Origin of the sequence: Vibrio hippocampi (genome assembly GCF_921292975.1) — a bacterium.
Classification (GTDB): Bacteria; Pseudomonadota; Gammaproteobacteria; order Enterobacterales; family Vibrionaceae; genus Vibrio; species Vibrio hippocampi.
Genome location: NZ_CAKLCM010000003.1, coordinates 1,223,836 through 1,238,257, shown reverse-complemented (window position 1 = coordinate 1,238,257; position 14,422 = coordinate 1,223,836). Strand labels below are relative to the sequence as shown.

General features: G+C 45.0%; 11 protein-coding genes. 9 read left to right on the top strand and 2 right to left on the bottom strand.

Features of this window, described 5'->3' with window-relative positions:
• Positions 1-55: 55 nt before the first annotated feature.
• From ureE to ureG, 4 genes are all read left to right on the top strand, one after another.
• On the top strand, positions 56-511 hold the full coding sequence (gene ureE / locus L9Q39_RS18500) for an urease accessory protein UreE (RefSeq protein ID WP_237486559.1): 456 nt from the start codon (positions 56-58) through the stop codon (positions 509-511).
• A 62-nt stretch (positions 512-573) separates the two neighbouring features.
• On the top strand, positions 574-1,143 hold the full coding sequence (locus L9Q39_RS18495; RefSeq protein ID WP_435532852.1) for a HupE/UreJ family protein: 570 nt from the start codon (positions 574-576) through the stop codon (positions 1,141-1,143).
• 62 nt (positions 1,144-1,205) lie between these two features.
• Positions 1,206-1,904 carry an urease accessory protein UreF gene (locus L9Q39_RS18490; protein WP_237487075.1) on the top strand — a complete coding sequence of 233 codons (699 nt, stop codon included), beginning with the start codon at positions 1,206-1,208 and terminating at the stop codon, positions 1,902-1,904.
• Positions 1,905-1,930: 26 nt separating this feature from the next.
• On the top strand, positions 1,931-2,557 hold the full coding sequence (gene ureG / locus L9Q39_RS18485) for an urease accessory protein UreG (protein ID WP_237486558.1): 627 nt from the start codon (positions 1,931-1,933) through the stop codon (positions 2,555-2,557).
• 74 nt (positions 2,558-2,631) lie between these two features.
• Here the strand turns inward: ureG and L9Q39_RS18480 are convergent, their stop codons facing one another.
• Positions 2,632-3,450 (bottom strand): phosphate ABC transporter substrate-binding protein, encoded by an 819-nt coding sequence (locus L9Q39_RS18480; protein WP_237486557.1) that lies wholly within the window; start codon positions 3,448-3,450, stop codon positions 2,632-2,634.
• A 255-nt stretch (positions 3,451-3,705) separates the two neighbouring features.
• On the opposite strand from L9Q39_RS18480, the gene L9Q39_RS18475 reads away from it, so the two are divergent.
• The 4 genes from L9Q39_RS18475 to L9Q39_RS18460 all read left to right on the top strand — a co-directional run bounded on the left by L9Q39_RS18475 (position 3,706) and on the right by L9Q39_RS18460 (position 9,722).
• The gene (locus tag L9Q39_RS18475; RefSeq protein ID WP_237486556.1) at positions 3,706-4,053 is read left to right on the top strand and encodes a DUF3024 domain-containing protein; all 348 of its coding nucleotides are present in this window, start codon (positions 3,706-3,708) and stop codon (positions 4,051-4,053) included.
• A gap of 316 nt (positions 4,054-4,369) precedes the next feature.
• Positions 4,370-7,954: an ATP-binding protein gene (locus L9Q39_RS18470; RefSeq protein WP_237486555.1), complete on the top strand. Its 3,585-nt coding sequence runs from the start codon at positions 4,370-4,372 to the stop codon at positions 7,952-7,954.
• A complete protein-coding gene (locus tag L9Q39_RS18465) occupies positions 7,947-9,110 on the top strand; it encodes an EAL domain-containing response regulator (RefSeq protein WP_237486554.1) in 1,164 nt (387 codons plus the stop codon). Before L9Q39_RS18470 ends, L9Q39_RS18465 begins: the two co-directional genes overlap by 8 nt.
• 15 nt (positions 9,111-9,125) lie before the next feature.
• Complete coding sequence (locus L9Q39_RS18460) at positions 9,126-9,722, top strand: response regulator transcription factor (protein WP_237486553.1); 597 nt, start codon at positions 9,126-9,128, stop codon at positions 9,720-9,722.
• Between the two features lie 435 nt (positions 9,723-10,157).
• On the opposite strand, the gene rnb is transcribed toward L9Q39_RS18460, so the two are convergent.
• Complete coding sequence (gene rnb / locus L9Q39_RS18455) at positions 10,158-12,155, bottom strand: exoribonuclease II (protein ID WP_237486552.1); 1,998 nt, start codon at positions 12,153-12,155, stop codon at positions 10,158-10,160.
• A 344-nt stretch (positions 12,156-12,499) separates the two neighbouring features.
• Between rnb and L9Q39_RS18450 the strand changes: the two genes are divergently transcribed.
• Positions 12,500-14,419 carry a DEAD/DEAH box helicase gene (locus tag L9Q39_RS18450; RefSeq protein ID WP_237486551.1) on the top strand — a complete coding sequence of 640 codons (1,920 nt, stop codon included), beginning with the start codon at positions 12,500-12,502 and terminating at the stop codon, positions 14,417-14,419.
• Positions 14,420-14,422 lie beyond the last annotated feature (3 nt).

Genomic DNA, 14,422 nt, shown 5'->3' with positions numbered 1-14,422 from the left:
CATTGGCTTAGAGCGATTAATTTAGAGCCAAGGTTCAAGCTGTTAAGGAATCGAAATGATAGAACTGATTGAAATTGCTCAGCAGGCTTCGGCTAATCCCAATGCCTATTTGAGTTTACCTATTGATAGTCGCATTAAAAGTCGTTTGAAAGTGGTGTTAGACGATGGACGCGATGCGGGACTGTTTTTACCTCGTGGTCATATTCTTCGCGGTGGCGAACAGCTAATGAGTGCATGTGGACTGGTGGTGGAAGTGAAAGCGGCCGCAGAAACTGTCAGTACCATTTATTGTCGCGATCTGCACCTGCTCACTCGAGTGGCTTACCATCTGGGAAATCGCCATGTCCCGCTACAGGTTGAACCGGGTTGGGTTCGCTATCAACATGACCACGTACTCGACGATATGGTGAAAGGACTCGGGGCGGAAGTGACGGTGGAGTCACAACCGTTTGAACCCGAAGGTGGTGCCTACGGCGGCAAAGGTGGTGGCGGTCACCATCATCACCATTAATGGTCACATCATCAGTAATTTTCAAATTAATAACTAAACCATAATCAAGACAAGGATTCATTATGAAAATGGTATTTCGCAACCTAGCAATCGCAACACTTTCCCTCTCTCCTGTGGCGGCGATGGCGCACCCCGGACATGAATCGACGGCGTTTTCGAGCGGTCTTTTGCATCCGATCACCGGTCTCGATCATTTAATTATGCTGGTCGCGTTTGGTCTATTACTTGGCTGCCTACGACTCTCTATGAAAGCAAAAGCATCACTGATTGGCGGCGCATTAGCGATGTTGGTCGTGGGTGTGATGTCAGGACATCAGTTTGGTCTGGTATCGGGTGTTGAGTTGGCGATTGTTAGTTCATTGTTTGTTGTGAGTGCGGCACTTTGGCAAGCATTTAGTGCTTCTCAAACTATGATGAAGGCGGCGGTTTCACTGTGTATCGGTTTGGTTTTTTTCCACGGCTACGCGCATGGTGTTGAAGCGCAAGGCACGGTTGCCCAATTCACTTTAGGTATGGCTATTTCGGCGACTGCTCTAATGGCGCTAGGCGTTAAGCTAGGTGAACTCGCGGCATCGCGTTGGTTGTCTGTCGGCGTTGCTGCCGTGAGTTCAGCGCTGGTGTTGGTTGTTTAGAGTGTCGAATGCTTAATATGTCGAATGCTGAAAAAGCAGTGGTAGATAACAGACACGGTTTAATGCAAGAGCATGACCCACAGAGTCAGCCTGCGAACGTTGCCTGTTATCGCTTATTTCAGCTAATCAGTCCATCTTTGCCGATTGGGGGGTTCACTTATTCCCAAGGCTTGGAATGGGCGGTAGAAGCTGAATGGGTGAAAGACAGAGTGTCGATGGAGCAGTGGCTTGAGAATATGCTCAACAATAGCGTTGCGACGTTGGAGTTACCCATCATTGACAAGCTTTACCTTGCCTTGCGGCAAGGTGACAAAGACGTGATTAAACAATCGTGTCAGTTACTGTTAGCGAGTCGAGAAACTAAGGAGCTAAGAGCCGAAGAGCGTCAGCGCGGTCTGGCTCTGAATACGTTGCTTAATCGACTGGAAGTGAAGCTAGAGGGCATTGAACTCGATCAATTTCCGCCGTGCCAATTGCTGGGTCTATGTGTTGCGGCTGTCTATTGGCAGATTGATTTGCAACAGCTAAAACAGGGATACCTTTGGAGTTGGGCTGAAAATCTGGTGATGGCTGGAGTGAAATTAGTGCCATTGGGACAAACCGATGGTCAGTTGGCTTTGATCTCCCTCTCTAATCGTTTTGCACAGGCGATTGAACGCTCAGATGCTATTGAAGAGTGGATGATCGGCAGTTTTACCCCATCGGTGTCTATAGCCAGTAGTTTACACGAAACACAATATACAAGATTGTTCCGGTCATAGTCGGTGCAGTAAGTAAAAGGAAGCATATGGAAAGTTATAAACAGCCGTTACGAATTGGCATTGGTGGTCCTGTTGGCTCAGGAAAAACTGCACTGTTGGAAGTGTTGTGTAAAGCAATTCGCGACAAACTCAACATCGCGGTGGTGACCAATGATATCTATACCCAAGAAGATGCCAAAATCTTGACCCGAGCGGAAGCGTTAGCGCCAGATCGTATCATTGGTGTTGAAACGGGTGGCTGTCCTCATACCGCGATCCGTGAGGATGCGTCGATGAACTTAGCGGCAGTGGAAGAATTGGCAAAACTTCATAAGAATCTAGATGTGGTCTTTGTTGAGAGTGGTGGTGATAACCTGAGTGCTACTTTTAGCCCAGAATTAGCAGACTTGACCATCTATGTGATTGACGTAGCAGAGGGTGAAAAAATCCCTCGTAAAGGTGGTCCGGGGATTACTCGTTCTGATCTTTTGGTGATCAATAAGATTGACCTTGCGCCCTATGTCGGAGCGTCGCTAGAAGTGATGGAGTCGGATACACAACGTATGCGCCCGACCAAGCCTTATGTATTTACCAACCTAAAAGAGAGCAAAGGGCTGGATACCATTATCGACTTTATTGTGACTCAAGGTATGTTGGACTTACGTCAAGGCTAGTTGTCAGTGTACCCCAATTACCTCGCGTGCTGAGATAATTGGGGTCGTTATAGGGCAGGGCAACCGTGCGCTGGTTACTGCTTAATAGCGGTATAGCCATACTCTTCGATGATGGCTTGTCCTTCTTTTGAAAGCACAAACTTGATAAATTTATCTGCACCGTCTTCGACACTATCCGCGTTATGCAGCATAAGGAATGGACGGGCAAGCCCATATTTACCCGTTGAAATATTGCCACTCGTTGCGTCGACCCCATCGAATTGAATCGCTTTGATCGAACGATCAACCGACCCCTCAGAAACAAAGCCGATAGCGTGGGTGTTATTCGTCACAATGGTTTTAACCATGCTGTTACTGTTCACGACCAAATTAGTTGGATTAATGTCGGAAACGAAGCGGTTGTTAATGATGCGAGTTAAACCCAGAATACTTTCAAAACTAGTACGCGTCCCTGAAGAGGCTTCACGGGTGACCACCGCGATACGTTGGTCTTCGCCACCCACCTGTTTCCAGTTTGTCACTTTACCCTTGTAGATATCATACAATTGTTCAGGGGTAAGGTTAGTCACGGGATTGGCGACGTTCACGACAATTGCCAGACCATCGTAAGCAATAGGGAAGACTTCAAGTGCTTCAGTATCTTCTCTTTCAGTAAGATAACGACTTGTCATGCCAATATCAGCCACGCCTTTTTCTACCAAGGTAACACCTGCGGTTGACCCTACGGCTTGTACTGCGACGTAGCTATCCGTTTGCTGGGCATTGAACTGCTCGGCTAAAACATCCATAACACGTGCGACAGACGTTGAGCCTGACACAGTAATTTGTTCTGCAGCCATTGCTGGCTTTAAAAAGGTGATGGCAAGCAGTGCAGCAAGTACAACACGATACATGGTTTAACTCCATTTCCAATGAGAAGATATTGTTTTTTATCATATTGCGTTTAGATGACACTTTTGTGAATTGAATTCAGCTGAAACTAGGTATAACGCTATCTTGATACCCTTAGCGCTGTCTTGATACTGATAGAGCAAGCCTTAATTGTCAGCCTTGGCTAAGTGGCTTGAAAAATCATACAACCGGATGTTAACAAAGTCGGTTAATTGCAGTTATAGTTGTAAGAGAATTGGATTGATGGAAAGGTGCCTATGACCTTGATTCAAATGTCCCAATGTCGTTTGGAACGCTCAGCACAAACCGTTTGCAACAATCGCAATCAGAATGTCGCGGTTGAGTTTGGTAAGTCTCTATTTGAGATGAAGCCGAACTGCGTGGTGTTTTCTAAAGCGAGTTACTTATTGGACTCAACCAATCCAGACTATATCCTGCCTGTCGCCAAGGTAGAATTTGATGATCAGCTAAAGCAATGGCGATTGTCCATCTATCAAGAAAATAGTGCTTCCTTGTGGGACGCTTACCCCCCACTTCCCACGAGCACAGATCTTGCTCAAATCATGAAAATGATTGAAGAAGACCCCAGTGATGACTTTTGGTGATGATTTTTGGTGCTGATGATTGTTAGTAACGACTGATAATACATCGCAGTACGCTAGTCGCTATAAATGAAAGTCCGTCAGACTATCTTGTGTTCTTGCCGATATTTTTAATACATGCACATCGATAAATGATTCATGTTAAGTCAGTCTAACTTGTCTGGATGCGTAGTGCGTGCTTGAAATGAGTGTAGGAAATTTATGACAAGTTATCATTTCCTATTGGTATTCAATAGGTTATTGAATCTCTTGTCACCCCCCTTGTTTGACAAAGAACCGTAGCAAATTATTCTGGCTGGCGTCAGGTTAGGAAGTCGCCATGTCATTAAAATTACAAGTCATTAAAAATACAGTGTTAATCAAACGATTTATCCCCTTTGCTCAGGTTGTATTCAATGTCAGCCTGCTTGCCGTCGTTTTATTGGTTTCTAGCGACGATGTTTATGCTGAGCAAGAGCAGATAGCAGAAGATTCACTGCTATTCGGAATTGTCGCTGAGGTGAATTCAGATAAACCATTATCAGAGAGCGTTAGCCCTTTCTTTAAAATCAATCTCGACTATTTAGACAATATATTTTTAGCGTTAGGTTTGCATTACCAACTGAAAGCCTACCCTTCGATTGATGTGCTGCTTGACGCCGTAGAGCAGGGTGAAGTTGATGGCACCATAGGTTTGAGCCAAACCGAAAAGCGTCAAAAGCGATTTCTATTTTCCAATCCCGTTTTTCGCGCTCAAGCTTATAGCTGGTATCGTGATGCCAGTCTTGCTGACATTCCCGCAGATGAGCTTCGTTGGGCTTGTGTAAAGGGGTCAACCGACTGTGAACAGCTCACCAAACAAGGAATTGACAATATTTATCTGGTTCAAAATGTGCAGCAAGCATTTGAAGCCGTCTACGCGTCGAATGCGGATGTTCTCAGCGGTAGTTACGTTGGTATTAGTGAGTTTTTAGAGCGCAACAATGAAATGAACGGCTTGGTTGTGAAACCTAAATGGAGTCGCTTCGATGATGCGCGTTTGCTGGTTAACAAGCAGCATCAATGGTTGGTAGACAAAGTGAATGAAGTCTTGCTTTGGGAGCAGCAAGGACTAAATGTTCGCAGCATTGCTTCCAAAAATCGCTATCACATCAGCAGCAATACCTTACTGGCGTTTCAAAAACGCTATGGCGCGGATGTTCCGATTACCTACAGCATTAACGACAGTCGCTATCCGTTTCTGTATGAAAGCGATGGCGACCTTGAGGGGTTTTTACCCGATTTATTTCAGTTTTTACGCTCACGCACTGGGTTAAATTTTCAATATGTTGCGCCCGAAGAGCATCTGAGTGGTGGCTTCAACCCATTCACTGCCGATCTTGTCATTGTTGCTTACACCAACCCGAAACCTCATTTAGATTGGGGAGTGACCATCCCATTTATGAGCTCTAAATTTATCTCAATGGAGTTGGCGAAGCAAAGCGCTACTGGAGCGAGCACAGCGAAAATCGGAGTGTTGGTGAGTGGGGTTAAAAACCAAGGCGCGACAGTATTGATGTCTAACGACCTAAATCAATACCAGCGCTATCAGGATATTCAAACCCTGATAGCCGATGTGAAATCAGGCGAGGTAGCGGCGGCGTACTTACCCAAAAAGGTGGCGCTGTCTTTTATCGCCCAAGATACGTTTTCAGATATGGACTTTGGTCAACAGCCGCCACTGCTAATCAATCTCGCCTTTGCGGTCAATCCACAAAAAAGCGAACTGCTTAAATTAATGAATAGCATCTTGAGCTTCGTTAATAAAGACGACGTTGATCGGTTATACCGTCCTTATCGTCACTTTAGCTTGGTGTATGGCGTCGATAGCCAGCGTCTCACTCAGTGGATACTGTCAGCTGTTGCGGTTTTTGTGGTGTTACTCGCGTTGACCTATTTGGTCGTGAAGCACTTGCAATTAAAGATCCGGCTTGCCGAGGCGAATGCCGACAATGAGGAGCGAGGCAAGCAATGGCTTGAAAATATTATCAATGAAGTACAAAGCCTAATTTTTATCAGTGATGAGAAAGATTCAATTATTCTCAGTAATTGTTATCAGTACCGCAGCGGTAAATGTCGCCATTGCAGCTTGCTACAACAAGCCTCCCGCTATCCACAAAAGCAAATAGCGGTTAAGAACTTATTTGACCCCACAGACTCAGATCCCAAAGATTCTGATCTTAAAAACAAGGCGCAGGCTTGCGGTTTGGGATTAGAGCATGTGTGGTACGAGCATAAGAAAATATCTTCTCCCGTTAGCGGTCAAGAATTTTCCTTGGCGGTACTCCATGATATTTCTCAGTTAAAACAGAAAGAACTGGCACTGGAAAAAGCCAACATTGAGGCAAGAAGCGGGATTAAAGCAAGAGAACGTTTCTTGGCAACAATGAGTCATGAGCTCAGAACGCCAATTTCGGCGGTTCACGGGATTCTAGATCTTGTTCGCAGTCCGAGTTATCTCGTAGACCAAGAAGATTTACTGGAGAAAGCCGCCGCTTCAATACAGCACCTTAATCGACTGGTTGATGAGATATTAGACTTCTCTAAATTACAAGAGGGTCATTTGGATATTGACAACCGATGTGTCGAGATAAAGCCAGTGTTACAACAGACGATTTCAAGCTTTGAAGCACAAGCGAAAGCGAAAGGGCTGAGCTTTCTGATCCAAATTGATGATTCGGCAGATGGCTGCTTTTACCTTGACTCGCAACGCTTGGTTCAGATTGTTTCGAACCTAATATCAAACGCGATGAAATTTACCTCCGAAGGTTTTGTTCGAACCCATATCTATGTTCAGGCGGAGAGATTAATTCTTGAGATTGAAGATAGCGGTATCGGCATGAAACCGTCACAAATTGAAGCGGTGCGCTCTCCCTTTGTACAGGCTGACGACAGTGTGACAAGGCGATTTGGTGGCACAGGTTTAGGGCTAAGCATCGTCGATAAGCTGCTTGAAAAAATGGGCGGACAACTGGTTATCAGTAGTGAGTTTTCTATTGGCACTACCATGACGGTTTCTCTACCCGCTACTTTACCCAACGATTTAGCTGAAGACGTCACGACGGAACAACAGACAGAATGGTTTGTGGGTCATGACTCGCCCTTGGGAGTTCAAGCGGATGTTAACTTATCAATCAATCAGGAATTTGAGCCATTAGATGTCGTGGCGTTGGTGGCTGAGGACAGTCCGATCAACCAAGACATTTTGTGTATTCAATTAGCTCAATTTGGAATTAAAGCGGTTGCTGTGAACAACGGCAGTGAGGCGTGGAAACATCTCAGTCAACATCCCGACACGCAACTACTGGTGACAGATTACCACATGCCTGTTTTGGACGGATCACAGTTGGTTGAGCGCATTGCCAGTGATGATCGCTTCACACAACTGCTAGTGATTGGGATTACCGCTGAAGATCCTCGACATGACAATACATTTTGCCAGAACGAACGTTTGAATGAGGTTATTTATAAACCTTACACTTTGGTTCAGCTGTATCAGGTAATTAAAAAACATTTACCCCTTCCGTCGCCGCAGAATCACTCACAGCAGTCGCAGGGTCTGTCACAGCCATTGCACAATCAGTCGCACCAATGGCTAGCGCAATATAGTGCAGAGGAGCAACAACAAATTTGTGAAGTGTTTAACGCCACAATGGGCGAGGATATTAAACAACTTCAAAGTCAGAGTAATACGGCAGAGCGACGTAAAGTCATCCACCGAATTAAAGGAGCCGCAGGGGCACTCGCGATTCAATCTATCGTGGCGGCATGTTTGGCTGCCGAGCAAGCCTCTCAACAAGAGTTCGACTCAAGGTGCAATGAACTGATTCAATGCATTGCGCTAGAAATAGACCACCTTGAATCAAGAGTAGGCTGTCATGTGTAACGCGCCCGTAGTAATGATTGTCGATGATCATCCTTTGCATTTGATGATACTGAGTAAGCATCTAAAGCAACTTGGCGTAACGTCTGTGGTAGAACAGAGTTGCGCAAGTCAAGCCGTCCTATACGTGAAACAGCATCATGTTGATGTGATTTTTTGTGACCTTCTGATGCCTGATCAAGACGGAATTGATTTGTTGATCGAGTTAAATGGCGTGGGTTACCGCAACAGTGTGGTTTTGCTTAGTGCATTGGAGACGTCGGTCCTCTCGTCAGTTCGCTCCATGTGTCAGACGTTTGCATTTGATGTGATTGGAGCGATACGCAAACCCTATAATACTGAGCGGCTGCGCAGCATGCTCCAAGAGTGGCAGCGCGGTAAATCCTCGTCACAGACTCCGATGTCTCATCCTTTGAATCATCGGGTCAATGTGACAGAGTCAGATTTGCTCATGGGTTTTGCAACAGGTCAGATACAGAATTATTACCAAACCATCGTGGATTATAAGACGCAGCAGACGGTTGGGGTTGAAGTTTTAGTGAGGTGGGTGCACCCGCAGTATGGCGTGTTAACGCCGGATCGGTTTTTTCCCCTTGTTGAAGAGTGCCAACTTTTTAATGAGCTGTTCGATATTGTGATGCTCAATTCTATTCAAGCGCTCAAATTCGCTAGGATACCGAGCCATGTGTCAATTAATGTGAGTCACTTTAATATTGAAAACCCCAATTTTGCGCGCCACTTTTTAGCATTGTGCAGTGAGCATGATATCGATCCGACGCATTTTACGGTTGAAATTACCGAGACAGATTACTACAAAGAGAGCTTTCAATTATTCAAAAATGTATCGCAATTGAGAGTGCATGGTGTCTCAATATCGATTGATGACTTTGGAACAGGTTACTCTTCTCTGTTGAAGCTCTCTCGTTTGCCATTTAACGAGCTGAAAATTGATCAATCGTTTGTCAAAAATATTATTAGTAACAAAAAAAACCAGCAAATATTGAGTTTTATCTCTCATATGGCTCACAGTTTGGAATTAAAGCTGGTTGCAGAAGGAATTGAAGATAAAGAAACATATGAGTTTTTGAAAAAATATAAAATCGACTTGTGCCAAGGGTATTACTTTAGTCGACCCTTGCCACTAGAGCATTTTATTTAATGGAGTAAAATGATAATGGAAAAATTAAATTGCCTAATTTTAGATGATCACCCTCTGGTCGGTATTGCAATCAAGAGTTTAGTGTTAGACCTAAAGTATGTCGAATCAGTGGAAATCTTAACCGATGCCAACAAATCTTTGGCGAAATTGAAAGAAGGTTCGATTAACTTACTTATTCTCGATGTTAACTTAGGGGATTGTGACGGCTTTGATTTTTATCGCCGTATTAAGTCACACGGTTACAAAGGTAAAGTGCTGTTTTTCTCCGCAGAGCAAAGCTATCTTTTTAGCGAAATGGCGTTTAAGTTAGGTGCAGATGGTTATGTGTGCAAATCTGAAGAACATAGCATCCTACGCGATGCCATTGAAGGGATTTACCACGGCTATACTTTCTTTAAATTTAAACAAAATGCACGTCAAGTCGATAGGCAGAAAAAATTGTCGAGTCGTGAAGTTGTGGTAATGAACTACTTGCTTCAAGGAAAGAATAACAAGGAAATTGCCGCGCTTCTTTCTATTAGTGATAAAACAGTAAGCACTTACAAAAAACGAATTTTCGATAAGTATAGCGTAAGTAATATTATAGAACTGACCAAAGTGACGGTAAATTAAAGCTCAGGCAAACAGCTTTGATTTTAAAAACTCACTTTTTAAAATTTATGACTTATCACTGCTTTAGAAAATCAGGGTTGGTCGAGCTTTAACCCTCATGGTTGCTGTATTTAATCTAGATTATTATGGTCATTTGTAAGCAAGTGATGCTTTCTATTTGCGAGAAGTGATTTTTTATCGAGGAATTATTATTGCTAATCAACAACGAAAGCATCATTTGCAAACAATTTAATCGTAGCAGCTGTATTAATGAAGTAGGCAGTATTAATGGAGCACTGTTTATGAAGCTATGTTTACGAAGCTATGTTAATTAAGCTATGTCTATGAAGCAATCAAGGTCTATGAAGCAGTGTGAATCACGCTCATAAAAAGAAAGAGCCCCGAAAGGCTCTTTGCAGTTGTGTTTAGTATTGAGCTGAGTTTGAAGTCAAGGGGCTAGGCTTGTTGTTCTTGCTCTGCTACTGGCTCAGCAAATTGAACGACCGGTTTTGCGACAAGACTGCGAGTGTCTAGATTCACTTCTGCGAGTGTGACTTTCAACAGATCGCCCAGTTTCATCTCAACCACTTTATCGATGGATACGGTTCCTTGCTCTTTGTTGCTTTCGATACGTTGCTTATTGGCAACCACGAGGGAATTTGGAATAAATACACCAGCCCCGTTTTCGATCAGACGAGCGCGTATACCAGCACGGTTGATATCGAAGATTTCAGCAGTAAATTCCGTACCTTGTTGCGGAGCATCCACCAAAGTACGAGCATATAGCCAATCACCAACTGTGCGTTCGGCAATCTTATGATGCTTGCGATGAATCGAAAGCTCTTCACCCAACGCATCATCTGGCTTTTGTACTGGCTCTTGTTTCAAGATATGTGCTTTTAACAATCGGTGGTTAACCATGTCGCCATATTTACGAATCGGAGAGGTCCATGTTGCATACACATCCAATCCCATCGCGTAGTGCGCATCTGGCTGGTTACTGATTTCACTGTAAGCCTGATACTTGCGAATACGGTTGTCTAAATAGCTGGATTCAAGGCTAGCAAGTTCACGGCGTAGTTGTGCAAAGCCTTCCAGTGAAATCAACTGTTCTTCAGAGTACGGTTCGCCTTGCTTATCTTGATTCACCAACTCCAACACATCTTTAAGCTTGTCTGCTTTAAAGCCAAGATGCGTATTGAAGACGCCTAAGCCAAACTCTTTGCTTAATACACGACCGGCACAGATGTTCGCGGTGATCATCGCTTCTTCTACTAAGCGGTTGGCACTGCGACGCATATCCGCGTGAATAGCAATAACATCGTTGTCTTCACTTAATTCAAAACGGTAATCTGGACGATCTGGGAAGACCACCGCGTTTTGTTCACGCCATGCCGCACGAGCTTGAGCAAATTTATGTAACTCAGAAACCACTTGAGCAATCGGCTCAGAAGGTTGCCATTGTTCGCTGTTGCCATTTTCCAGCCAATCAGACACATGGTCATACACCAAGCGAGCGTGAGACTGGATATTCGCTGCAAAGAAACGAATATCGTCTTGAATAACACCGTCTTGGCTTACTGTCACTTGGCAGCAAAGCGTTGGGCGTTGTTCACCCTCATGCAGAGAACACAGATCATCAGCAAGATCACGCGGTAGCATGGGAATATTGCGACCCGGTAGATAAATAGTGAAGCCACGTTGGCGCGCCACTTTATCCATCTCATCGTCGGGCGTAATGTAAGCGGTAGGATCTGCAATGGCTATCGTTAGCTCGAAATCACCTTTCGCGTTAGTCGTCGCATATAAGGCATCGTCCATATCTTTGGTTGATGCGCCATCAATCGTGACGAAAGGAACGTGAGTTAAGTCTTCACGAACCAAAGCCTGATCGTCTTTACATTGCCAGTCTTCGATCCCTGCGGGTTCACTGTTCGGCAGGTCATTTTGTGCCAGCGTTACCCACCATGGCGCAATTTTGTCGTCAGTATCGGTAATCTTGTCTGTGATCTCGACTAAGAAATGGTTGTCGCCTTTTAAAGGGTGTTGGATCAAAAATGCCACCACCCAATCGCCTTCGTTTAAGTCGTCTGCTTTGATACCTTTACGAGTCTTGGCATTGAGTTGCAGTTTCTTTAACTGAGGATGGTCTGGCACGACAACGAGTTTGCCTTTGATTCGCTTTACACGTCCGATAAAGCGCTCCATAGATTGTTCAAGCAACTCTTGAGGCTCAGCGACTTCGCGATCTTTTTCTGTGCGAATAATCGCGACCACTTTATCGCCATGAATGCACTTTTTCATATAAGGAGGCGGAATAAAAAAGCTGGTCTTAGCGTCTACTTCTAAAAAGCCAAAGCCTTTCTCGGTAGCTTTGATAGTGCCTTCTTTTTTTGGCAGATTTTCTTGGATTTGCTGCTTTAATTGCGCGAGTAGCGGGTTGTCTTGAAACATGAATCTTAATCTTGGCTATGAAAGTGGAGTCACTATACCCAATGCCAATGCGGTTGCCTAGCCGAAAATGGTCTAGGATCCAATGACGAAGTGCATAAATTTAACGCTAAATCGTCCTCCTGCGGAGAAAATTGTGATGTATTTCAATTTTTTCTAGCTTTTTGGATACAATTGGTGAATAATCTGCGCCCTTTGTTACGTCCCTAACGGCTTGATGCGATTTGTTACTCGTCCGCATCTGAAAGGAATCAGCTCTAAAAGTTATTGTTTTTATTTGACTTTGGATCGGTTTGGAATTGGTAGAGCTAGTGGGACCTTAATTAATCAACGTAAATGGGATCCCAATGCAAGATTCTTCTATTCAGTTCAGCGAACTCGCTCTGAACGACGCTATTCTATCTGCTCTTGACGGAATGGGTTTTGTTTCACCAACACCTATTCAAGCTGCTGCTATTCCACACTTGCTAGCAGGTAAAGATGCGTTAGGTAAAGCACAAACGGGTACAGGTAAAACAGCCGCTTTCTCTCTGCCTCTACTAAACAAACTCGATCTGAACCAGCGTAAGCCTCAGGCTATCGTACTTGCGCCAACGCGTGAGCTAGCAATTCAGGTTGCGGCAGAAATGAAAAACCTTGGTCGTGACATCAAAGGTCTTAAAGTTCTTGAAATCTACGGCGGTGCTTCAATCGTTGACCAGATGCGTGCACTTAAATCAGGTGCTCACGTTGTCGTTGGTACTCCTGGCCGTGTTCAAGACCTTATCAACCGTGACCGTCTACACCTAGATGAAGTTCATACTTTCGTGCTTGATGAAGCAGACGAAATGTTAAACATGGGCTTTGTTGACGATGTAACTTGGATCATGGAACAAGCGCCAGCAGAAGCACAGCGCGTGCTTTTCTCTGCGACTATGCCTCCAATGCTGAAAAACATTGTTGAGCGTTTCCTACGTAACCCAGAGCATATCGACGTTGCAGGTAAAAACCACACCGTAGATAAAGTAGAACAGCAGTTCTGGGTTGTAAAAGGTATAGAGAAAGACGAAGCAATGTCTCGTCTACTTGAAACCGAAGAAACCGACGCTTCAATCGTATTCGTCCGTACTCGTCAAGACACAGAGCGTCTAGCTGATTGGCTATCAGCGCGTGGCTTCAAAGCGTCAGCACTTCACGGTGATATTCCACAGTCTCAACGTGAGCGTACCGTTGATCATATCAAACAAGGTGTGATCGATATTCTGGTTGCAACTGACGTAGTCGCTCGTGGTCTTGATGTACCGCGTATTACTCACGTATTTAACTACGATATCCCATTTGATGTTGAATCATACATCCACCGTATCGGTCGTACCGGTCGTGCTGGACGTAAAGGTAAAGCGATCCTATTGGTTCGTACTAACCAGATTCGTATGCTTCGCACCATTGAGCGTGTCACTAAGTCATCAATGGAAGAGATTCAACTTCCGCTACGCGACGTTGTTGCACAAGCTCGCCTAGTGAAACTTGGTCAAGAACTTGAGCAAGAGAAAGAGCACAAAGCACTTGAGAAATTTGCTGAGCTTGTTGAACAACTACAAGAGAACCTAGAGATCGACGCAACGACTCTAGCAGCGATTCTACTTAAGCGTCAGCAAGGTAAGCGTCCTCTATTCTACGTGGGTGCAGATCCGATGATTGATGCCATCGAACGCGACAAAAAACGTCGTAAAGAGCGTCGTGAAGGCGGTCGTGATGGTGAGCGTCGTGGCGGTGAGCGTTTCCAAGGTGATTGGGATACTTACCAACTGCAAGTTGGTCGTGAGCAGGGTGTTCAGGTTAAAGATATCGTTGGCGCACTAGCAAACGAATTGGGTCTGACCAAAGGCTCTATCGGTGCGATTAAACTAGACCGTGAATCAACGTATGTTCAGCTACCTAAGCAGATGACTTCAGACGTTGCTGGTAAACTGCGTAAACTGCGTATTCGCCAAAAAGAAGCAGGCGCAGTTGTCGTTGAGTTCACTGACTTCCGTGAGCCTCGTGGTCGCCGTGAGGGTGGCGGTGGTCGTCGTGACGGTGCACGTCGCGATGGCGCTCGTCAAGGTCACCGCGGTCAGCGCGATGGTCAACGTGAAGGCCAGCGCGATGGTCAGCGTGATGGTGGTAACCGTCGTGAAGGCGGTCGTGATGGTGAGCGTCGCTTCGACCGCAACCGTGGTGGCGATCACCGTGGTAGCCACCGTGGCGAGCGTAGCTTCTCACGCAACCGTCGCAGCGAAGGTTAATTT